This window comes from Streptomyces sp. SM18, assembly GCF_002910775.2.
Taxonomy (GTDB): domain Bacteria; phylum Actinomycetota; class Actinomycetes; order Streptomycetales; family Streptomycetaceae; genus Streptomyces; species Streptomyces halstedii.
The window spans coordinates 1,105,233-1,125,753 of sequence record NZ_CP029342.1 but is presented as its reverse complement, the minus strand read 5'-3'; the positions used below and the strand labels follow the sequence as shown (position 1 = coordinate 1,125,753).

Below are 20,521 nucleotides of genomic sequence, written 5' to 3'. Positions count from 1 at the left end.
GTACTCGTGGCCACGAACGCGATCGACCAGACCCGGCGGATGCTCTCCCTGGTGACCTATCTGCGGGAGCGTCCCGGCGCGCACGTCCAGGACGTGGCCCGCGCCTTCGGGATCACCGAGGACGAGCTGATCTCCGACCTCGACGTGCTGCCCATGTGCGGGACCAGCTTCCGCGGCGGCGACCTGCTCGACATCGACACCGACGGCGACCGCATCTGGTGGCACAACCCGGACGACGTGGCCGAACCGCTGCGGCTGGCCGCCGACGAGGCGACCGCCCTGCTCGTCGCGGCCCGCGCGGTGGCCACCCTGCCCGGCCTGCGCGAGAGCGACCGGCAGGCGCTGGTACGGGCCACCGCGAAGCTGGAGACGGCGGCCGGCGAGGTGGGGGCCGCCAGTTCGCGGCTCTCGGTCACCTTCGAGTCCGAGGGCGGGGTCTTCGCCGACGTCGACCGGGCGATCTCCGAGCGGCGCCGCCTCTGGCTGCGCTACTACTCGCCCGCCCGCGACGCGCTGACCGAGCGCGAGGTGGACCCGATCCGGCTGTTCGCCGTCGGCCACACCTACCTGGAGGGCTGGTGCCGGCGCACCGAGGCGCGGCGCACCTTCCGGCTCGACCGGGTCGCCGAGATCCGCCTCCTGGACGCCCCGTCCGAACCGCCCGAGCTCGAACTGCGCGACCTGTCCGAAGGCCTGGTGCAGCCCGCGGCCGAGGACCCGGAGGTCGTGATCGAGGTCGGCCCCGGCGGCCGCTGGGTCGCCGAGTACTACCCGCACGACAGCGCCGAGGAACTGCCCGACGGCGGCATGCGCATCACCCTGCGCACCCCCGACCCCGCCTCGCTGCGCCGGCTCGCCCTGCGGCTCGGCGGGGAGGGCCGCATCACCGCACCCCAGGACCTGGCCGAGAGCGCGCGGGCGGCGGCCCGTGAGGCGCTGGCCGCCTACGACGGCGCACTCTGAGAGCGGGGACCACCGGTGGACACAGGAGACCGACGTCACATGACCGTCCTGCCGCGCGCCCCGCACGGACCGGGTTCCGGCCACCCGCCGCGCACGCAGCACGGACCGGTCCCCGTGCCGGTGCCCGCCGCCGTGCGGTTCCGGGCGGCCTGCCCGGACTGCCGTGCCCGGTTCGAGCTGGGCGCCGAGGCGCTGCGGCTGGCCATAGGCGCCAGCCGCCGTACGACCTTCTACTCCTTCACCTGTCCCGAGTGCGGCTCGGCCGTCCGCAAGCCGGCCGGGGAACGCATCGTGGAACTCCTCACCGGGGGCGGGGTGCGGACGCTGCGTCTGCACACGGCCGCCCGCTGACCCGTACGGCACCGAGAGAACTCCGAGGCCCCGTCCATGTTCTGGCCCATGCTCGCCATCGCTCTGGGATTCCTCGGCCTGGCCGTGCTCGGCGTCCTGGCCGTCAAGGTCTTCGTCGAGGCGCAACGGCTCGGCAGGCAGGTCGCCGCCACCACCCGGCGGATCAACCGAGCGGCCGAGGACCTCGAACGAGCGGCGGCCACCCTCGCCGACACCGGTGAGGCGCTGCGCTAGCGGGGGCGGGGCCTCCAGATTCGCGGCGGCGGAAGGTACGCTGCTGGAGTGGCCCTGGCAGGGAGGTACGGGCCGCGCACGCGGGAGGGGGCGTACGCACGGGCATTGCCCTGCGTTTACCCCTGCGGGTTACGATCGCTGCCAGCGCGAGGCCGGACGTACGTCCGGCCGTACGGGTAGCGAGCCCACCCTCCAGTCGCCTCAGTGAGAAGGAAGTCGCACATGATCGGCAATCTGAAGCCCCTAGAGATCGTTCTGATCATCGCTGTCATCCTGCTTCTGTTCGGTGCCAAGAAGCTTCCTGACATGGCCCGTTCGCTCGGCAAGTCGGCCCGCATCCTCAAGAGCGAGGCCAAGGCGATGAAGAAGGACGACACGGAGCCCGCGGCGCCCACGACGGAGACCGTGGCCGACCCCACGCCCCCGGCCGCCTCCGCCCGCACCATCCAGGCCGCGCCCGGTGACGTCACCAGCGCCCGCCCGGTCAGTGAGCCCAAGCCCACCACCCAGAGCTGACAGCTGACCCGTACCACCGACAGCTGCCGCACGAGACGAGGGAAGTGGGTTGCTCAAGTCTGCCCGCAAGCAGGAGAAGGACGACGAGGGGCGGATGCCCCTCCTCGATCACCTGCGTGAGCTGCGCAACCGGCTGCTGAAGTCGGTCCTGGCCATCGTGGTCGCCGTCATCGCGTCGGCCTTCGTCTACCGGGACATCTTCGAGTTCCTGATGGACCCGATCCTGGACTCGGTGGGCTGCAAGAACGGCGCCGTGACCATGATCAACGGCCGGCCGTGCGCGGAGATGACCACCAACGGTCTGCTGTCGCCCTTCACCATCGCGCTGAAGGTCTCGCTGATGGCCGGTGTGCTGGTGGCCACCCCGGTCTGGCTCTACCAGCTGTGGGCGTTCGTCGCCCCGGGTCTGCACAAGCAGGAGAAGCGCTACTCGATGGCCTTCGTGGCCGCCGGCGTCCCGCTCTTCGTCGGCGGTGCCTACCTGGCGTACGCGATCCTGCCGCAGACCGCCGAGATCATGCTCGGCTTCACGCCCGACAACGTGAAGAACCTGCTGCCGCTCGACGACTTCCTCGACCTGATCACCCGCATGGTGATCGTCTTCGGGCTGGCCTTCGAACTGCCGCTGCTGCTCATACTGCTGAACATCACCGGTGTCCTCAGCGGTGCGCGCATGCTGCGCTGGTGGCGCGGGATGATCGTCGGGCTCACCGCCTTCGGGGCCATCGCGACCCCCGGCGGCGACCCCCTGTCGATGATCCTGCTGGCCGGCCCGCTCGCCGTGCTGTATTTCATCGCGGTCGGCTTCTCCCTCCTCAACGACAAGCGCAGGCGCAGGAACAACCCCGACTCCGGACTCGACGACGACGAGGCCTCGGTGCTGGACCTCACCCCCGAACCCATCGGCCCGGCGGGCGGTTCCCGGGCGGCCCTGCCCGAGCAGGCCGGCGGCGACACGGACGGTGCGCGATCTCACCGGCTCAACGGTTACGACGACATCACCTGACCTTGTAAGGTCCGCGGGTGACCAGCGAGATCACCCTCTTCGTCAATCCCACCGCGGGAAGCGGCCGGGGCGCGCGTGCCGCGCAGCCGGCCGCTTCCGCGTTGCGGGACGCCGGATTCTCCGTGCGCACGGTCCTCGGTGAGAACGCCGCCGACGCCCTGCGGCGGGCCCGGGAGGCGGTGGCCGGCGGGTCCGGTGCCCTGATAGCCGTGGGCGGGGACGGCATGATGTCCCTCGCCCTCCAGGCCGTCGCGGGCACCTCGACCCCGCTCGGCGCCGTCGCCGTGGGAACCGGCAACGACTTCGCCCGCGCCCTCGGGCTGCCGGTCCGCGACCCGGCCGCGGCGGGGCGGCTGTGCGCCGACGCGCTCAAGACGGGCGCGGTCCGCGAGATCGACCTCGGCCGGGCCGGGGAGCGCTGGTTCGGCTCCGTACTCGCCTCCGGCCTCGACTCCCGGGTCAACGACCGCGGGAACCGGATGCGGTGGATCGGCGGGCGGTTCAAGTACGACGTGGCCCTCCTCGCGGAGCTGGCCGCGCTGCGCCCCTTCGCGTACCGCGTCCGGCTGGACGGCGGCCCGGCGCGGGAGATCGAGGCCACGCTGATCGCGGTGGGCAACGGCACGGCCTACGGCGGCGGCATGCGGATCTGCGCGGACGCCGTCATGGACGACGGGCTCCTCGACGTGACCGTGGTCGGCCCGTGCAGCCGCACCACCCTGCTCCGGGTCTTCCCCCGCGTGTACAAGGGGACACACCTGGACCACCCCGCGGTGAGCGTGCACCGGGTCTCCTCGATCGAACTGGCGGCGGCCGGGGTCACCGCCTACGCGGACGGCGAACCGCTGGGCCCGCTGCCCCTCACGGCCACCTGCGTGCCCCGTGCCGTCCGGGTCCTCACGGGGTGAGGACAAAAGACCGGGCCGGTTGTCGGACCCGGCGGGTAGGCTCGTACGCAAGATGACAGAGGACCTCTCACCAGCTGAGCGCTACCAGGCTTCCCGGGTCCGTGCGGCCGAGTCCGGCACGGCCTTCGGACCCTTCCGCGACCTGTACGACTTCCCGCTGGACCCGTTCCAGACCGAGGCGTGCAAGGCACTGGAGGCGGGCAGCGGGGTGCTGGTCGCCGCCCCCACCGGCTCGGGCAAGACGATCGTCGGCGAGTTCGCCGTGCACCTGGCTCTGGAGCAGGGCCGCAAGTGCTTCTACACCACGCCCATCAAGGCCCTGTCCAACCAGAAGTTCGCCGACCTGGCCCGGCGCTACGGCGCGGACAAGGTCGGCCTGCTGACCGGTGACAACAGCGTCAACGCGGACGCGCCCGTGGTCGTCATGACCACCGAGGTGCTGCGCAACATGCTGTACGCGGGCTCCCAGGCGCTCGTCGGCCTCGGATACGTGGTGATGGACGAGGTGCACTACCTCTCCGACCGCTTCCGCGGAGCCGTGTGGGAGGAAGTGATCATCCACCTGCCGGAGTCGGTGACCCTGGTCTCCCTCTCCGCGACCGTCTCCAACGCCGAGGAGTTCGGCGACTGGCTGGACACCGTGCGCGGCGACACCCGGGTGATCGTCTCCGAGCACCGCCCGGTGCCGCTGTGGCAGCACGTCATGGCCGGACGCCGGATGTACGACCTCTTCGAGGAGGAGAGCGACCACGGCGGGCGCGGCACCGGCCGCCGCGAGGTCAACCCCGACCTGGTCCGGCTCGCCCGGATGGAGAACCAGCGCGGGTACAACCCGCGCGAGCGCCGCCGCGGCAAGATGGTCCGCGAGGCGGACCGCGAACGCGAGCGGCGCGCCCGCAACCGGATCTGGACCCCGGCCAGGCCCGAGGTCATCGACCGGCTCGACGCCGAGGGCCTGCTGCCGGCCATCACCTTCATCTTCAGCAGGGCGGGCTGCGAGGGGGCCGTCCAGCAGTGTCTGGCGGCCGGACTGCGGCTCAACGACGAGGACAAGCGCCGCCTCGTACGGGAGATCGTCGAGGAGCGGACCGCGTCCATCCCCGGCGAGGACCTCCACGTCCTCGGCTACTACGAGTGGCTGGAGGGGCTGGAGCGGGGCATCGCCGCCCACCACGCGGGCATGCTGCCGACCTTCAAGGAGATCGTCGAGGAACTGTTCGTACGGGGCCTGGTGAAGGCGGTCTTCGCCACGGAGACACTGGCGCTCGGCATCAACATGCCCGCGCGCTCCGTCGTCCTGGAGAAGCTCGTCAAGTGGAACGGCGAGCAGCACGCCGACATCACGCCCGGCGAGTACACCCAGCTGACGGGCCGGGCGGGGCGCCGCGGCATCGACGTCGAGGGCCACGCCGTCGTCCTGTGGCAGCGGGGCATGGACCCGACCGCGCTCGCCGGACTCGCCGGCACCCGTACCTACCCGCTGCGCTCCAGCTTCCGGCCCTCGTACAACATGGCCGTCAACCTCGTCCACCAGTTCGGCCGGCACCGGTCGCGTGAGCTGCTGGAGACCTCCTTCGCGCAGTTCCAGGCCGACCGGTCCGTGGTCGGCATCTCCCGCCAGGTCCAGCGCAACGAGGAGGGCCTCGAAGGGTACCGGGAGGGCATGAGCTGCCACCTCGGTGACTTCGAGGAGTACGCGCGGCTGCGCCGCGACCTCAAGGACCGCGAGACGGAGCTGGCCAAGCAGGGCGCGGCCCAGCGGCGGGCGGCCGCCGCGACGTCGCTGGAGAAGCTCAAGCCCGGTGACGTCATCCACGTCCCGACCGGGAAGTTCGCCGGGCTGGCCCTGGTCCTCGACCCGGGGCTGCCCGCGGGGCGCGCCAACGGCCACCGCGGGCTGGAGTACCACGACGGGCCGCGCCCGCTGGTGCTGACCGCCGAGCGGCAGGTCAAGCGGCTGGCCCACATCGACTTCCCGGTGCCGGTCGAGGCACTGGAGCGGATGCGGGTACCCAAGTCGTTCAACCCGCGCTCCCCCCAGTCACGCCGCGACCTGGCCTCCGCGCTGCGGAGCAAGGCGGGGCACATCGACCCGGGGCGGCACCGCAAGCAGCGGGCCGCGGCCGCCGACGACCGGGAGATCTCCCGGCTGCGCACGGAGTTGCGTGCCCATCCGTGCCACGGGTGCGACGAGCGTGAGGACCACGCGCGCTGGGCCGAGCGCTACCACCGGCTCCAGCGGGACACCCGGCAGCTGGAGAAGCGCATCGAGGGCCGGACGAACACCATCGCCCGGACCTTCGACCGGATCGTCGCGCTCCTCACCGAACTCGACTATCTGCGGGGCGACGAGGTCACCGGGAACGGCCGGCGCCTGGCACGGCTCTACGGGGAGCTGGACCTGCTGGCGAGCGAGTGCCTGCGCGACGGGGTCTGGGAGGGGCTGAACCCGGCGGAGCTGGCCGCGTGCGTCTCCGCGCTGGTCTACGAGGCCCGCCAGGCCGACGACGCGGTCGCGCCCAAGCTGCCGTCCGGCCCCGCGAAGGTGGCGATGGGCGAGATGGTCCGCATCTGGGGCAGGCTGGACGCCCTGGAGGAGGACTTCAAGATCAGCCAGACGGAGGGGGTCGGCCAGCGCGAGCCCGACCTCGGTTTCGCCTGGGCGGTCTACATGTGGGCCTCGGGCCGGACGCTGGACGAGGTCCTGCGCGAGGCGGAGATGCCGGCCGGCGACTTCGTCCGGTGGTGCAAGCAGGTCATCGACGTGCTCGGCCAGATCGCGGCCGCGGCGCCGCGTGAGGGGGACACCACGGTGGCGAAGAGCGCCCACAAGGCGGTGGACGCGGTGCTGCGGGGCGTGGTCGCGTACAGCTCGCTGGGCTGACGGCGCGGCCCCGCGGTCGGAGGAAGTGGCCGAAGAACCGGAGCTGATCCGGCCTTCGGCCACCTCACGTAGGCCCCGTGCCCTACGCGGTGCGCTCCTTCGTCACCGCGCGGCCCGCGACAGCTTGCGCTTGTTCATCACCGCGACCCCCGAGCAGATCGCCCCCAGCACGACCGCCAGACCGCCCGCGATCACGTTGCTGAGGATCACGCCCGTGTCGGGGCTGCTGCCCACGATCCAGGTCGACGCGATCAGCCAGCCACCCAGGGCGGAGATGGCCAGGCTCATGCCCGCCATCCGCTCCGGGATGGCGGTGAAGCAGAGCGCCAGCACCGCGATGGCGATACCGATGACCACGTTGTGCACCACCAGGGACGGTTGGCTCGCCGTGAAGTGGAGCACCCAGGGCGAGACGGCGCAGTACAGACCGACCAGGAAGACCGGCGCGTCCGCGAAAGCCGTACTCCGGCCGCCGCCCCGCATCACGCGGTCGTGGCGAGCCCGCATCTCCGTGGCATCGGGGTGACTCGATATGTCACTCCGAGTGTGTGAGACGTTGCTCATTGATTCGTCTCCTTCGAACGGTGGGACGTTCGTACGCTGGAAGGGCGTCCGCGGCACCTGCCTGCGGGACCTTCGGGGCCCTTCTTCCGCCAGTGTGCTCCCGGTCGTCCGTTATGTGTAGGTTTCGGCGGAATGGATTCCCGCGTTTTCGTCGGGGCGGGCACCTCTCGCCAAGCCCCGGCAGGCCGCGCCCGCGCCCGGACCGGGCGAGAACGCGGCCTGCCGGGGAGGGATCCGCCGGGATCAGGCGGTCAGCGGGGGAGGGCCGCCGGACCGGGCTCAGCCCATCGGCATCAGGACGCTGTCGATGATGTAGACCGTGGCGTTGGCCGTTCGGACGTTGCCGCAGACCACCTTCGCCGAGTCGTTGACCGTGTACATCGTGTCCGCGCCCGAGGTCGTCAGCTTCGACTTCGCCAGGGTCTCGAAGGAGCCCTTGTCCAACTGCTCCGGGGCCAGCCGCCGTCCCACCACGTGCGAGGTGAGCACCTCGGTGAGCTGTGCCTTGTCGGCGAGCAGCTTGTCCAGGTCGGCCTTCGGGATCTTCGCGAAGGCGTCGTCGGTGGGGGCGAACACCGTGATGTCCTGGGCGTTGTTCAGCGTGTCGACGAGACCGGCCTGCTTGACGGCCGCGACCAGTGTGGACAGCGCCGGGTTGTGGGACGCCGCCGTCGCGACCGGGTCCTTCGCCATACCGGCGAACGAGCCCGCGCCGTTCTGAGGCACGGTCGAACAGGCCGGGCCGAACGGCTGGTCCGCCGACGCGGTCTTCTCGGCCGGAGCGGCGGAGGAGGCCTTCGCCGCGCCCGCGCCGGAACCGGACGCCGAGGTGTCGCTGTCGCCGGAGCAGGCGGTGAGGGCCAGCGGGAGCACGGCCGCGGCGGACACGGCGAGGGCCAGGCGGCGGAAGTGACGGGTGTTCATGGGGTTCTCCTGAAGAAAGGGTCGGTCGAACGGTTCGGAAGGGAAGAAAGAGGCCCAGGGGGGAGGGGGTACGGGCCGCGGGGGAGCGGCCGGGGATGGTCAGCTCACGTCGATCACCACCGAGTGCCATCCGGTCGCGCCGTCGGGCACGGTGCCGGCCCGCTCGCCGGTCTGGGTCGCGCCCGTACGGTCCGTCGCGCGGACTTCGAGCGTGTGGTGGCCGCGGGTGGCGGGCCACTCCCACACCCACTGGCGCCAGGTGTCGCGCCCGGCCTCGGCCCCCAGGCGCGCGGTGTGCCACGGCCCCCCGTCCACCCGGACCTCGACCCGGGCGATCCCCCGGTGCTGGGCCCAGGCCACCCCGGCGACGGGCACGGTGCCCGCTGCCGGGGTGGCGAAGGGGCGGGGGGTGTCGATGCGTGACGCGGTCTTGACGGGGGCCTCGCGTGCCCAGGAGCGCTTCACCCAGTACGCGTCGTACGCGTCGAACGTGGTCAGCTCGATGTCCTGGATCCACTTGCAGGCCGAGACGTAGCCGTAGAGGCCGGGGACGACCATCCGGACGGGGAAGCCGTGCTCGAACGGCAGGGGTTCGCCGTTCATCCCGACCGCGAGCAGGGCGTCGCGGCCGTCCATCACCGTCTCGACCGGGGTGCCGATCGTCATCCCGTCGACCGAGCGCGCCACGATCTGGTCGGCGGCCCCGCCCCGGGAGGGGGGTTCCACCCCGGCCTCGCGCAGCAGGTCGGCCAGGCGCACGCCGATCCACCGGGCGTTGCCGGCGTACGGGCCGCCCACCTCGTTGGAGACGCAGGTGAGGGTGATGTCGCGTTCGACGAGTTCACGCCGCAGGAGGTCCCGGAAGCCGAGGGTGACGGGGCGCGTCACCCCGGCGCCGTGGATCCGCAGCCGCCACCGGTCGGCGTCGACACGGGGGACGACCAGCGCCGTGTCCACCCGGTAGAAGTCCTTGGCCGGGGTGACGAAGGAGCCCACCCCCCGGATGCCCAGATCGGCACCCGGAGGCACCGGGGGAGCGGGCGAGGCCGGCGCCGGGAGGGTGATCCCCTGGCGTGAGGCGGAGGCCCCGGCCAGCTGGGACGCCGTGAGCCGGCTGCCCAGGAGCCCCGCACCGGCCGAAGCCGCCACCGCGGCGGTCGCCGCGAGGACGAAGCCCCGGCGGTCGAAGGCCCGTTGGTCGAAAGCGCGGCGGTCGAAAGCGCGGTGGTCGAGTTCTTGGCGGTCCAGGGCGTGGCGGCCCAGGGCGGGGCGGTCGAGGGTCTGGCAGTCGGCGCGCCGGTCGAGGGCGACCGGCCCGTCCGGCCCGCCGCCCCGCCGGTGGCCCGGCCCGCCACCCCCCGCGCCCTCCACGTCCTTCGCCCCGTCGCCCGCTTCCCCGGACGCGGGCGACGGGGCACCGCTCGCCGTCTCCCCAGCCGCGGGAGACGGGGCGGCGCCAGGGGTGAGCCGTCCGGACAGGACGTACAGCAGACCGGCGGCCACCAGGGCGCCCACGGCCGAGGGCAGCGCGTCGGTCGCCCGGCCCTCCGGGCGCCCGGCCGCCGCCACCGCCCCGACCACCCCGAAGGCGAGTACGGCCGCGGAACCGCCGATCCGGTGCCGCACCGCCAGAAGCCCCACCGCCATGGCGAAGAGCGCCAGGAGGAGGAGGATGCCGAGGCGCAGCACCAGCTTGTCGTCGGTGCCGAAGTTCCGTACGGCGAAGTCCTTGACGGCGGGGGGAGTGCGGTCGATGGCCGCCCCGCCCACGGCCGCGACCGGACCGGCCTCCGGACGCACGGCGGCCGCGACGAGTCCGGCCACGCACAGGGCGGCGAAGGCGGCGATCAGACCGCTGAGCACGGCGAACGCGGCACGCGCCCGGCCGGACGGCCCGGCCTCGCGCTCCGGTGGAACTTCTCGGTCTCTGCTCACGCCGGGTCTTCGGCGCCGGAGTGGCTCCCGGATGGGTCCTTCACCCGATCGAGGGAATTCCTATCATCGGCCAATCCATGGTGACCACTGCCACGAATGAGGTGTGAGGGGCTGTCACACAGGCCCCGGTCAGCTGTGCCGTGAAGTACGGGGAGGGGCCCGAATGACGAGTCAGCGGCGGCGTACGGCCGTGGTCGGATCCGGAGTGGCGGGACTGACCGCCGCCTACGTCCTGGGGCGGGCGCACGACGTGACGCTCCACGAAGCCGACGGCCGCCTCGGCGGCCACGCGCACACCCATGAACTGACCTCGACGGACGGCAGGACGCACCGCGTCGACTCGGGGTTCATCGTGCACAACCGGCGTACCTATCCCTACCTGCTCCGGCTCTTCGGCGAACTCGGCGTCGCCACACAGGAGTCCGAGATGAGCATGTCCGTGCGGTGCGAGGGGTGCGGCCTGGAGTACGCCGGGGCCCGGGGCGCCGCCGGGCTGTTCGCGCGCCCCGGCTCGGCGGTGCGGGGCCCGTATCTGCGGATGCTCGCCGAGGTGCTCCGCTTCCACCGGGCGGCGCGGGCCCTGCTGGGACGGCCGGAGGACGAAGTCCCCCTGACCCTAGGTCAGTTCGCCACGCGCGGCCGGTTCTCGGGGTATTTCACCGCGCACTTCCTCACCCCGGTGGTCTCCTCGGTCTGGTCCTGCGACCCGGTGACGGCCATGCGCTACCCGGCCCGGTACCTCTTCCGGTTCATGGACCACCACGGGATGCTGTCGGTCGGCGGCTCCCCGACCTGGCGCACCGTCACCGGGGGCTCGCAGGCGTATGTCCAGCGCATCGCGAAGCAGGTGAGCTCCGTGCGCACCCACACCCCCGTCAGGGCGGTACGCCGGCACGGCGACGGGGTGGAGATCGTCACCGAGGACGGAGTCACCGAGGAGTACGACGCGGTGGTCCTCGCCACCCACCCCGACCAGGCGCTGCGGATGCTGGCCGACCCGACCGACGAGGAGCGCCGCACCCTGGGCGCCTTCCGCTACTCCCGCAACCCCACCCTGCTGCACACCGACACCACGCTGCTGCCCCGCAGCCGGGGCGCCGCCGCCTCCTGGAACTATCTGATGCCGTCCTGCGCGGCCGACGCCGGCCAGGTGACGGTCAGCTACGACATGAACCGGCTCCAACGCCTCGACGCGCCCGAGCGGTTCGTCGTCACCCTCAACGGCGCCGACCGGGTCGACCCGGCCCTCGTACGGGCCGGCGCGGTCTACGAACACCCCGTCTACACACCGGAGTCGGTCGCCGCCCAGGAGCGGCTGCCGGGCCTCTCGGGACCGGTCACCGCCTACGCGGGGGCCTACCACGGCTGGGGGTTCCACGAGGACGGCTGCCGGTCGGGGGTCCGCGCCGCCTCGGCGCTGGGGGTGGGCTGGTGACCGCGGCGCTGTACCCGTGCACCATCACCCACATACGCACCTCCCCCCGCCGCTACGCGCTGCGCCACCGAACCTACTTGTGGCTCATCGACCCGGACCGGCCGCCCCGGCTGCCGCGCGCGCTGCGCCCGCTGGCCGGGTTCGACGCCCGCGACCACTTCGGTGGCACGGCCCCCACGGTGCGGGCCGGACTGGCCAGGTTCCTCCGGTCGCGGGGCGTGGAACTCGGTGACGGCGCCGTCACCATGCTCACCCAGGCCCGGGTCTTCGGCCATGTCTTCAACCCGCTGACCGTCTACTGGTGCCACCGGCCCGACGGCACGCCCCTCTGCGTGGTCGCCGAGGTGCACAACACCTACCGGGAACGCCACTGCTACCTGCTGCGCCCGGACGCGGCGGACCGGGCCGTGACCGCCAAGGACTTCTACGTCTCGCCGTTCTTCCCGGTGGACGGCGCCTACCGGATGCGGCTGCCCGAACCCGGCGCGGCACTGAACCTGACGGTACGTCTGGAACGGGAAGGGGTAGGCCCGTTCACCGCGACCGTACGCGGCGTCCGGCGCCCCGGAACTCCCGCCCAGCTCCTGCGCCTCGCCCTGCGCCACCCCCTGTCCACCGCGGTCGTCTCCGCGGCCATCCGGCTGCACGGCGTCCGGCTGTACCTGCGCCGGCTGCCCGTCCAGCCCCGCCCCCGTCACCACACCCAGGAAGGCATGCAGTGAAGGTGCCCACCACGTCCCACCCCCGCGTCGGCGTCCAGGGCCGGAGCGGACCGCCCACCGCCCGGACCGACCCGGCCGACCGCGTCGATCCCGGACGCTGGCCCGACGTCGCCGCCCAGCCGCGCGCCTCCTGGGCCCGGACCGCCGTGGCCGAACGGCTCGTACGGCGGGCCCTGGCAGGGCTGCCGCTCCAGGCGCGGCTCGCCGGCCGCGAGAGTGTCGGCCGGGGCGGACCCCTCATGGAGATCCACAGGCCCGACGCCTTCTTCCGCCGGATCGGCGCCGACGGGCTGGTCGGTTTCGGCGAGTCGTACATGGCGGGCGAGTGGGACTCGCCGGACCTCGTCGGCGTCCTGACCGTCCTCGCCGGGCAGGTGGCGGAACTCGTCCCCGCGCCGCTGCAACGGCTGCGCGGCCTGTGGGCGCCCTCCAGGCCGTCGGCGCAGACCAACACCCCCGAGGGGTCCCGCGCCAACATCCGCCACCACTACGACCTGTCCAACGACCTCTTCGCCCTCTTCCTCGACGAGACCCTCTCCTACTCCTCCGCCCTCTTCCGCGGCTTCCCCGCCGAGGCGGACCTCCTGCCCGCCGCCCAGCACCGCAAGATCGACCGGCTGCTGGACCTGGCGGAGGTCGGCCCCGGCACCGAACTCCTGGAGATCGGCACCGGTTGGGGCGAACTCGCCGTCCGCGCGGCCGCCCGGGGCGCCCGCGTCACCACCCTCACCCTCTCCCGGGAGCAGCGGGCACTGGCGCGGGAGAGGATCCGCGAGGCCGGCCACCAGGACCGGGTGGACGTCCGGCTCCTGGACTACCGGGACGCCACCGGGCAGTACGACGCCGTCGTCAGCGTCGAGATGATCGAGGCGGTCGGCGAGGAGTTCTGGCCGGAGTACTTCCGGACCCTCCAGCGGTGCCTGGCCCCCGGAGGCCGGATCGCGCTCCAGGCCATCACCATGCCGGACGACCGGATGCGGGCCTCCCGGGGCACCTACACCTGGATCCACAAGTACATCTTCCCCGGCGGGACGCTGCCCTCCACCGAGGCGCTGGAGCGGGTCACCACCACCCACACCGGGCTGCGCACGCGCCACCGCGACGGCTACGGCACGCACTACGCCGAGACCCTGCGGCTCTGGCGCGAGCGCTTCACCGAACGGGCCGCGGAGGTGGACGCGCTCGGGTTCGACGCGACCTTCCGCCGTATGTGGACCTTCTACCTCGCCTATTCGGAGGCCGGATTCCGGTCGGGCTACCTCGATGTCCAGCAGCTCCTTCTGACCCGTGAGGACGACGCGTGAACTCCTGTGCGGAGAAGGCCCGGACAGCCGCCGGACGCGGGGAGGCGCGGTGAACGGCTTCGACTGGGGGGCGTTCGGGTGGAACCTCGCGGCCGGGGCGGGCGCCGCGCTCGCCGTCATGCTGGTGACGTTCCTGATCGCCCTGCGGAAGGGGGTGCACCGGATCGTCGACGTGGCGTGGGGCCTGGGCTTCGCGGCCGTCGCCCTCGTCTCGTACGCGCTCCCGTCCGGTGACGGCGACGGGACGCGCCGGGCGCTGGTGACCGTGCTGACGGTGGTCTGGGGGATCCGGCTGGCGGTGCACATCGGGCGCCGGGGGCGCGGCCACGGCGAGGACCCGCGCTACGCCGCGATGCTGGCCAAGGCGCCGGGTTCCCCCGTCCTGTACGCCCTGCGCAAGGTCTACCTGTTGCAGGGCGCGCTGGTCTGGCTGGTCTCGCTGCCCGTCCAGGCCGCCTGCCACCTGACGGGCCCGCCGGACGGGTGGGCCTGGGCGGGCACCGGGCTGTGGGCCGTGGGACTCGGCTTCGAGGCGGTCGGGGACGCGCAGCTCGCCCGTTTCAAGCGCGATCCGGCCCACCGGGGCCGGATCATGGACCGGGGGCTGTGGGCCTGGACGAGGCACCCGAACTACTTCGGTGACTTCTGCGTCTGGTGGGGGCTCTTCCTGATCGTCTGTCAGGAGCCCGCGGTGGCGGCCGCGACCCTCGTCTCGCCCGTGGTGATGAGCCTGCTGCTGACCAAGGGGAGCGGGAAGGCGCTGCTGGAGCGGCACATGGAGGGGCGGCCCGGCTTCGCCGAGTACCGGGCCCGCACCAGCGGGTTCTTCCCGCTGCCGCCCGCGCGGCGGGGCTGAGGTCACCGCCCACGGGCGCTCCCCGGGCCGGGAAGGCCGGGGAGCGCCCGTGGGCGGTGGCGGGCACCGCCGTCCGGTGCGCGTCGCCGCCTCGGGGCCGCGCACACCGGACGCGCCCGCTCAGGCGGCCGGGAAGCCCATCAGACCCAGGGGAGGCGTGGTCGGCCGCGGGGAGCCGCCCGCCGGTTCGAGGGTGATGCCCATGCCGGAAGCGCGGTCCACGGGTCCGTCCATGAGCACCGTCCCGTCCGTGTCCGGGGTGTCGACCAGCCCCGCCGACCGCATGGTCCCGCCGTCGTCGAACCACAGCTGGTACACCTGGCCGTCGGACGGCCGCCGCAGGCCGGAGGCCGCGAACACCGCGCGGTTCACGCTCCGCGAGACCACCACGGTGCCTTGCGCGCCCCCTTCCATGGCCGCCGTCGCGGTCCTGGCGTCGGGGGCGGCGAGCACCCGCGACACCTGCGCGTCGTGCCGCTGCGCCTGCCGTGTCTCCTGCCGGGCGTCCTGGACGGCCTGGTACTGCTGTACGGCCACCCCGCCGAGCGCCGCGGAGACGGCGAGGCAGGCGGCGAGCGCGTACACCGGCCAGCGGCCTGCCCGGCCCGGGGAGGCCGTGGCGCGGGTGCTCCGCCCGTGCGGCGGCGGCTCCTGCCGTACGGTCGTGATCTCCCGCAGCACCCGTTCGCGCAGCGCGGGCGGCGCGGTGGCGGACACGGCGAGGCCGAGCCGCGCGGCGGTGGCCGACAGCTCCCGTACCTCCTGGGCGCACGCCTCGCAGGCACCCAGATGCCGTTCGAACGCGAGCTGTTCGCCCTCCGGCAGCGCGTGCAGGGCGTAGGCCCCGGTCAGTGTGTGCAGTTCAGCGGTGCTCACGCGTTCACCCCCAGGCAGTCGCGCAGCCGGATGAGACCGTCGCGCAGTCGGGTCTTGATGGTTCCCAGCGGTACGGACAGCAGTTCGCCGACCTCCCGGTAGGTCAGTCCGCGGTAGTAGGCCAACGTCACTGATTCCCGCTGGAGTTCGGAGAGCGTGCGCAGACAGCGCCGGACCTGTTCGCGTTCGAGCCGGGCCTCGACCTGCTCGGAGACCTGGTCGAAGTCCGGGGTGCGGTCGAGCAGCGCGGCCTTGTGCTCCCGCAGGGCCGCCGCCTGGGCCGAGCGGACCCGGTCCACGGCCCGGTGGTGGGCCAGGGTGAGCACCCAGTTCATGGCGCTGCCACGGGACGGCTGGAAGCGGGGAGCCGTGCGCCAGATCTCCACCAGCACCTCCTGGGCGACCTCCTCGGACTGGGCCGGGTCGCGGAGCACGCTGCGGACCAGGCCGAGTACGGGGCCGCTGACCTGGTCGTACACCTGCCTGAAGGCGTCCTGGTCGCCGCGGGCGACCTGGACGAGCAACTCCCGCAGGTCAGGTCCCGTCGAACGGATCCCACTGATGTGTACGGCTTCTCTCACGCGGACGTTCCTCCCGGGCGCGACGGTTTCCTGCGGTGATTCGGAGCCGGCCGCCCGTCGGATTGGGCGTGGCCCGAAATACTCGCACGCCCTTGCGGACCGGCCCCCGGCCTACCCGAAGCGGCGCCGTGTGGGTTAGGTTAGGCATACCTAAGTGGCCGGTGTGCGGTCACTCTCGGCCCGCCCATTGGAGAACCCGGATGCGCCCCTTCAGCAGCCGTGCCGCACAGCCGACCCCCGCCGAGCGCGTGCGGTCGATCCTGGCCGCCGCCCGCTCGATGACCGTGCTGAGCGACGGGGTGTCCACCGAGGTGCACCACCTCGACGGCACCGGAGTGATGGGCCACATCCACCTGCACGAGCCCGCCGAGACCCCTCCGGCCCCGTCCGCCGTGCGCATCCCGATCAGACTGGAACTCACCGACATCGCGCCGACGCCCGTCCGCGACCGGCTGCGCGCCCGCGTCACCCTGACGGGCCTGCTGGCCGCCCCCTACGACGCGCGGTCCACCGAGAGCACCTGTGTGGAGTTCGGGCAGGCGGTCCTGGAGGACGCCACGGGACGCACGTTCGTCTCCCTCGACGCGTTGCAGGACACCACCCTCGACCCCCTGGCCACGTGCGAGAGCGGCATGCTGACCCACCTCCTCGACGGCCACGGCGAACTCGTCCCGCTGCTGCTGCGCCTGGTGCGGCCCCAGCCGCGCCGGGGCCTGCTGCGGCCCGTCCCGGTGGCACTGGACCGCTACGGCGTGACACTGCGCCTGGAGTACCCCGACGGGTACGAGGACGTGCGGCTGCCCTTCGCCTCACCGGTCACCGACATCGACCAGGCGGGCCCCCGCATCCACGCCCTGCTCACCGCGGCGCGCCGGGCCTCCCACCCGAACCACCTGCCGGCCTGAGACCGGTCCGCCGCGCGGGGCGCGGCGGACCGCCTCACACCACCGGGCGGCGCCACTCCCGTACCAGCAGGTACCCGAGGTAGACGCCTCCCACGGCCATCGTGTACAGGCCGACCGGCAGGTTGTCGAAGAGCGGCAACTGCTGCGCGGCGAGGTCGGCGAGGACCAGCAGGAGCGCGCCCAGCAGGGTGGACATCATCAGATGCGGTCCGCCGCCGCGGGTGACCCGCTTGGCGATCTGGGGCGCGGTCAGAGAGATGAACGCGACGGGACCGGCGACACTCACCGCTCCGGCCGACAGCGCGATCGACAGCAGGACCGCGGCCGTCGTGATCCGCGCCGGACGCGACCCCAGCCCGGTGGAGAGGTCGTCCCCCATCTCCCGGATGCCCAGCGGCCGCGCGAGCAGGGCGGCGAGCGGCACGCACAGCAGCAGGACGGTCCAGATGGTGGCCGCGTCGTCCCAGGAGCGGGCGGCGAGGCTGCCGTTGATGTACGCGGTCAGCGCGCTCGCCTTGTCCCGCTCGACGGCGTAGACCACGTACTGCGTCAGGGCCGTCGCCATCGCCGACACGCCGATGCCCGCGACGACGAGCCGCCCGGGAACGCGGAACCCGGTGCCGGTCGAGACGTAGACGACACCCATGGCGATCACCGCGCCGAGCAGCGCCCCCACCGAGACCGGAAGGGTGCCGGGCAGGAACAGGGCCACGGCCGCCGCCCCCGCGCCCGCCCCCGCGCTGAGCCCGATCACGTCCGGGCTGCCCAGCGGGTTGCGCGTCACGGACTGGAACAGCGCCCCGGACAGCCCGAAGGCCGCGCCCGTCGCGATCGCCACCACGAGGCGGGGCCCGCGCAGCCGGTTCAGGACGAAGGCGTTCTTGCCCGTCGCCTCGCCCGTCAGGGCGGACGGCAGATCGCCCAGGCCGATACCGAGCCGGCCCAGCGTCAGCGTCGCCACGGCGGCGCAGCCGAGGAGCACCAGCACCACGGCGGCGGCGAGCAGCGAGGACCGGCGCACCGGGACCGCCACCCACGGCCCGATCCGCACCATGCTCCGGCGCGGCACGGGAGGCCGGGGCCGCGCCACCTCGGCGGGCCCGGCCGGCGGGGCCGTGTTCATGACGCTCCCCTCATACGGCGGACGGCGAGGAGCAGGGCGGGCGCTCCGACGAAGGCGGTGACGACGCCGACCATGAGTTCCTCCGGCCGCAGCAGGATCCGTCCCACGACGTCGGCGAAGAGCAGGAGGGAGGGGCCCACCAGGACGGAGAAGGTGATCTGGAGCCGGAAGTCGGCCCCCACCAGGGTCCGCACCAGGTGCGGAACGGCCAGTCCGACGAAGGCGATCGGTCCCACCGCGGCGGTGGCCGCCGCACTGAGCAGCGTCGCGGCCAGCAGACCCGCCCCCTTGATCCGGAGGGGGCTGACGCCCAGTGAGGCGGCCTTGTCGTCGCCCATCGCCAGGGCGTTGAGACCCGGCGCGAGCACCAGCGCCAGCAGGAGACCGGCCACGGCGAACGGCAGCACCGACCAGACGGCGTCGAACCCGCGTCCGGCCAGTGCCCCCACCACCCAGTACCGGTACGTGTCGAAGACCCGGGGACGGGACAGGGCCACCGCCTGGATGAACGCGGCGAGGACCGCCGAGAGCACGGCACCGGCCAGGACCAGCCGGACCGGGCTGCTGCCGCCGCCCGCCGTGCCGATCGCGTACACCGCCACCCCTGCGGCCAGCGCCCCCGCCAGCGCCCACCACACCGTGTCCCGCTGCCCGGAGACGCCGAGGAAGGCGGTGGCGGCGACGACACTCGCCGACGCACCCGCGTTGATGCCCAGGATGCCGGGCTCGGCCAGCGGATTGCGGGTGACGCCCTGCATGAGCGTGCCCGCGACCGCGAGGCACACCCCCGTGAGCACCCCGAGGACGGTCCGGGGGTAGCGGCTCTCGACGACCGTACGGAGATAGGCGTCGCCGCCGCCGGTGATCACCCGCCAGACGTCGGCCGCCGGTGTCTGCTTGCTGCCGGACATCACGCTGGCGAACAGCGCGAGGGCCAGCAGCGCCAGACACACCAGGACGGCGAGGGAGAGCCCGGCCGGGCCCCGCCGCACGGCGGGACGCGGCCGGGCCGACGTGGAAGCGGTCACGGGATCCCGTGACTACTTTCCGGCCTGGGCGACGGCCTTGTCGATCATCGGCAGGTAGCGCTCGATGCTGTACGGCACGGTCAGCGGGTTGATCATCGACGAGGCGGTGACGAACGGCTGGTCGGCGCTGTGGACCAGGGCGCCCTTCTTCACCGCGGGGATGGCCGCGTACAGCGGCTGGGCCTCGATCTCCTCGCGGGTCTTCTCGTCACTGTAGAAGGTGAACACCACATCGCTGTCCGACAGCTTGTTGGCGTTCTCCAGGCCGATCAGGGCGGAGTCGGTGCCCTCGGTCTCCTTGAAGGTGTCCACGACCGGGTCGACCTTCAGACCGAGCTTGCTCAGCACCTCCACACGCTGCTCCTCGGGCTTGAACACACCGAGGGAGCCGGGGCCGGAGGTGTAGATGTACGAGGACGTCACGTTCGTGTAGTCGGGGCGGGTCGCCGCGGCGTCCGAGAGCTGCTTGTCGATCTTCGACGTCAGCTCCTTCGCCTTGTCCGGCTGTCCCAGCGCCTGGGCGACGATCTCGATCTGCTGGTCCCAGTTGGTGCTCCACGCCTTGTCGGGGTAGGCGACGGTCGGCGCGATGTCCTTGAGGATGTCGTACTGCTTCTGCGTGATGCCCGACCAGGGGGCGAGGATGACGTCGGGCTCCAGTTCGGTGATGGCCTCGATGTCGAGCTCCTCGCCGCCGTCGAACTGCTCGGGCAGCGTGCCGCCGCTCTTGGTCACGGCGTCGTGGATCCACGGCAGGTAGCCGGTCTTGTCGCTGCCCCAGGCGTAACTCTCGATGCCCACCGGGACGTTGCCCAGCGCGATGGCGGTCTCCGCCGAACCCTGGCCCAGGGTGACGACGCGCTTCGGCGCCTTCTCGATCACGGCGTCACCGAGCGCGCTCTTGATCGTGACGGGGAACGCCCCGGCCTCGGCCTTCGCCCCGGTGTCCGCCGCGTCGTCCTTCGTGTCGTCCGCACCGCAGCCGCCCACCAGCAGACCGAGCGAGACGGCGGTCGCGCCCGCGGCGAGAACGCGGCGGCGCAGGGGGGTGAACACAGAGGGCATGGCGGTTCCTTGTCTCCGAGCAGGGGGGAAGCGTCCGTCCGCACGCCCCCTGCGGGACACGGAAATCCCCTGGTGGACGCCTGTACCGAGACGCTTGTTAGGTAACCCTAATTCATAAGGAGCGGGGCGCTCGCGGAGGGGGCGGGCGGCCGCGGGCCGTTCCCCGGCGGCGGTGGTGGCCGGCGCTTCGGCCGTCCGGTGGGCCTGTCCTGGGGCGCCGGGCGCGTCCCGTGCGCTATGACGACCCAAGGCGCCGTTCCCGTGGGGGAGTTGGGCCGGAACGCCGGAGCCCGGCCGGCGCCCCCGCGGGGACGGCGACCGGGCTCCAGGTCCGGTTCACG

At 72.9% G+C, this 20,521-nt stretch carries 20 protein-coding genes; 12 read left to right on the top strand and 8 right to left on the bottom strand.

The features are described 5' to 3' along the window. Positions 1 to 6: 6 nt before the first annotated feature. The 7 genes from B9S64_RS04880 (at position 7) to B9S64_RS04850 (ending at position 6,862) form a co-directional block, all read left to right on the top strand. Complete coding sequence (locus B9S64_RS04880; protein WP_103489959.1) at positions 7 to 963, top strand: YafY family protein; 957 nt, start codon at positions 7 to 9, stop codon at positions 961 to 963. A gap of 39 nt (positions 964 to 1,002) precedes the next feature. Continuing rightward, positions 1,003 to 1,314, top strand: a complete 312-nt coding sequence (locus B9S64_RS04875; RefSeq protein ID WP_103489957.1) for a hypothetical protein — start codon at positions 1,003 to 1,005, stop codon at positions 1,312 to 1,314. Positions 1,315 to 1,350: 36 nt separating this feature from the next. After that, on the top strand, positions 1,351 to 1,548 hold the full coding sequence (locus B9S64_RS04870) for a hypothetical protein (RefSeq protein ID WP_028444002.1): 198 nt from the start codon (positions 1,351 to 1,353) through the stop codon (positions 1,546 to 1,548). A 222-nt stretch (positions 1,549 to 1,770) separates the two neighbouring features. Beyond that, on the top strand, positions 1,771 to 2,064 hold the full coding sequence (gene tatA, locus B9S64_RS04865; RefSeq protein WP_103489955.1) for a Sec-independent protein translocase subunit TatA: 294 nt from the start codon (positions 1,771 to 1,773) through the stop codon (positions 2,062 to 2,064). Between the two features lie 49 nt (positions 2,065 to 2,113). Continuing rightward, positions 2,114 to 3,070, top strand: coding sequence for a twin-arginine translocase subunit TatC (gene tatC, locus B9S64_RS04860; protein ID WP_103489953.1), 957 nt, complete (start codon positions 2,114 to 2,116; stop codon positions 3,068 to 3,070). A 17-nt stretch (positions 3,071 to 3,087) separates the two neighbouring features. Continuing rightward, complete coding sequence (locus tag B9S64_RS04855) at positions 3,088 to 3,978, top strand: diacylglycerol kinase (protein ID WP_103489951.1); 891 nt, start codon at positions 3,088 to 3,090, stop codon at positions 3,976 to 3,978. Between the two features lie 52 nt (positions 3,979 to 4,030). Beyond that, positions 4,031 to 6,862, top strand: a complete 2,832-nt coding sequence (locus tag B9S64_RS04850) for an RNA helicase (RefSeq protein WP_103489949.1) — start codon at positions 4,031 to 4,033, stop codon at positions 6,860 to 6,862. A gap of 102 nt (positions 6,863 to 6,964) precedes the next feature. On the opposite strand, the gene B9S64_RS04845 is transcribed toward B9S64_RS04850, so the two are convergent. The 3 genes from B9S64_RS04845 to B9S64_RS04835 form a co-directional block, all read right to left on the bottom strand. Beyond that, positions 6,965 to 7,426: an SPW repeat protein gene (locus tag B9S64_RS04845; RefSeq protein WP_103489947.1), complete on the bottom strand. Its 462-nt coding sequence runs from the start codon at positions 7,424 to 7,426 to the stop codon at positions 6,965 to 6,967. Positions 7,427 to 7,705: 279 nt separating this feature from the next. Further along, a complete protein-coding gene (locus B9S64_RS04840) occupies positions 7,706 to 8,350 on the bottom strand; it encodes a fasciclin domain-containing protein (RefSeq protein ID WP_103489946.1) in 645 nt (214 codons plus the stop codon). Between the two features lie 99 nt (positions 8,351 to 8,449). Then, positions 8,450 to 10,285 (bottom strand): molybdopterin-dependent oxidoreductase, encoded by a 1,836-nt coding sequence (locus B9S64_RS04835; protein ID WP_258317503.1) that lies wholly within the window; start codon positions 10,283 to 10,285, stop codon positions 8,450 to 8,452. Positions 10,286 to 10,448: 163 nt separating this feature from the next. On the opposite strand from B9S64_RS04835, the gene B9S64_RS04830 reads away from it, so the two are divergent. From B9S64_RS04830 to B9S64_RS04815, 4 genes are read left to right on the top strand one after another with little or no spacing between them, the layout of a single operon-like run. Further along, complete coding sequence (locus B9S64_RS04830) at positions 10,449 to 11,720, top strand: NAD(P)/FAD-dependent oxidoreductase (RefSeq protein WP_103490724.1); 1,272 nt, start codon at positions 10,449 to 10,451, stop codon at positions 11,718 to 11,720. Beyond that, on the top strand, positions 11,717 to 12,442 hold the full coding sequence (locus B9S64_RS04825; RefSeq protein ID WP_103490723.1) for a DUF1365 domain-containing protein: 726 nt from the start codon (positions 11,717 to 11,719) through the stop codon (positions 12,440 to 12,442). Before B9S64_RS04830 ends, B9S64_RS04825 begins: the two co-directional genes overlap by 4 nt. Beyond that, the gene (locus B9S64_RS04820) at positions 12,439 to 13,746 is read left to right on the top strand and encodes a cyclopropane-fatty-acyl-phospholipid synthase family protein (RefSeq protein WP_103505261.1); all 1,308 of its coding nucleotides are present in this window, start codon (positions 12,439 to 12,441) and stop codon (positions 13,744 to 13,746) included. The genes B9S64_RS04825 and B9S64_RS04820 overlap by 4 nt, the downstream gene beginning before the upstream one ends. A 49-nt stretch (positions 13,747 to 13,795) precedes the next feature. Continuing rightward, on the top strand, positions 13,796 to 14,602 hold the full coding sequence (locus B9S64_RS04815; protein WP_103490722.1) for a DUF1295 domain-containing protein: 807 nt from the start codon (positions 13,796 to 13,798) through the stop codon (positions 14,600 to 14,602). Positions 14,603 to 14,722: 120 nt separating this feature from the next. On the opposite strand, the gene B9S64_RS04810 is transcribed toward B9S64_RS04815, so the two are convergent. Beyond that, the gene (locus tag B9S64_RS04810) at positions 14,723 to 15,478 is read right to left on the bottom strand and encodes an anti-sigma factor domain-containing protein (protein WP_103492023.1); all 756 of its coding nucleotides are present in this window, start codon (positions 15,476 to 15,478) and stop codon (positions 14,723 to 14,725) included. Then, positions 15,475 to 16,059, bottom strand: coding sequence for a sigma-70 family RNA polymerase sigma factor (locus B9S64_RS04805; protein ID WP_103492024.1), 585 nt, complete (start codon positions 16,057 to 16,059; stop codon positions 15,475 to 15,477). The genes B9S64_RS04810 and B9S64_RS04805 overlap by 4 nt, the downstream gene beginning before the upstream one ends. 200 nt (positions 16,060 to 16,259) lie before the next feature. Here B9S64_RS04805 and B9S64_RS04800 point away from each other — a divergent pair, with 200 nt between their 5' ends. Then, the gene (locus B9S64_RS04800; protein WP_103492025.1) at positions 16,260 to 16,964 is read left to right on the top strand and encodes a DUF2470 domain-containing protein; all 705 of its coding nucleotides are present in this window, start codon (positions 16,260 to 16,262) and stop codon (positions 16,962 to 16,964) included. A 34-nt stretch (positions 16,965 to 16,998) separates the two neighbouring features. Here the strand turns inward: B9S64_RS04800 and B9S64_RS04795 are convergent, their stop codons facing one another. From B9S64_RS04795 to B9S64_RS04785, 3 genes are all read right to left on the bottom strand, one after another. Beyond that, on the bottom strand, positions 16,999 to 18,018 hold the full coding sequence (locus B9S64_RS04795; RefSeq protein WP_228873786.1) for an iron chelate uptake ABC transporter family permease subunit: 1,020 nt from the start codon (positions 18,016 to 18,018) through the stop codon (positions 16,999 to 17,001). Positions 18,019 to 18,083: 65 nt separating this feature from the next. Next, on the bottom strand, positions 18,084 to 19,115 hold the full coding sequence (locus B9S64_RS04790) for an iron ABC transporter permease (protein WP_103492027.1): 1,032 nt from the start codon (positions 19,113 to 19,115) through the stop codon (positions 18,084 to 18,086). A gap of 12 nt (positions 19,116 to 19,127) precedes the next feature. After that, a complete protein-coding gene (locus B9S64_RS04785) occupies positions 19,128 to 20,180 on the bottom strand; it encodes an iron-siderophore ABC transporter substrate-binding protein (RefSeq protein ID WP_103492028.1) in 1,053 nt (350 codons plus the stop codon). Between the last annotated feature and the right edge of the window lie 341 nt (positions 20,181 to 20,521).

What these genes read in the sequence shown, in the direction of transcription:
- B9S64_RS04800 (WP_103492025.1), top strand. Translation starts at nt 16,260, where the DNA reads ATGCGCCCCTTCAGCAGCCGTGCCGCACAGCCGACCCCCGCCGAGCGC.
- B9S64_RS04845 (WP_103489947.1), bottom strand. Translation starts at nt 7,426, where the DNA reads ATGAGCAACGTCTCACACACTCGGAGTGACATATCGAGTCACCCCGAT.
- tatA (WP_103489955.1), top strand. Translation starts at nt 1,771, where the DNA reads ATGATCGGCAATCTGAAGCCCCTAGAGATCGTTCTGATCATCGCTGTC.
- B9S64_RS04870 (WP_028444002.1), top strand. Translation starts at nt 1,351, where the DNA reads ATGTTCTGGCCCATGCTCGCCATCGCTCTGGGATTCCTCGGCCTGGCC.
- B9S64_RS04785 (WP_103492028.1), bottom strand. Translation starts at nt 20,180, where the DNA reads ATGCCCTCTGTGTTCACCCCCCTGCGCCGCCGCGTTCTCGCCGCGGGC.
- B9S64_RS04830 (WP_103490724.1), top strand. Translation starts at nt 10,449, where the DNA reads ATGACGAGTCAGCGGCGGCGTACGGCCGTGGTCGGATCCGGAGTGGCG.
- B9S64_RS04875 (WP_103489957.1), top strand. Translation starts at nt 1,003, where the DNA reads ATGACCGTCCTGCCGCGCGCCCCGCACGGACCGGGTTCCGGCCACCCG.
- B9S64_RS04795 (WP_228873786.1), bottom strand. Translation starts at nt 18,018, where the DNA reads ATGGTGCGGATCGGGCCGTGGGTGGCGGTCCCGGTGCGCCGGTCCTCG.
- B9S64_RS04850 (WP_103489949.1), top strand. Translation starts at nt 4,031, where the DNA reads ATGACAGAGGACCTCTCACCAGCTGAGCGCTACCAGGCTTCCCGGGTC.
- B9S64_RS04840 (WP_103489946.1), bottom strand. Translation starts at nt 8,350, where the DNA reads ATGAACACCCGTCACTTCCGCCGCCTGGCCCTCGCCGTGTCCGCCGCG.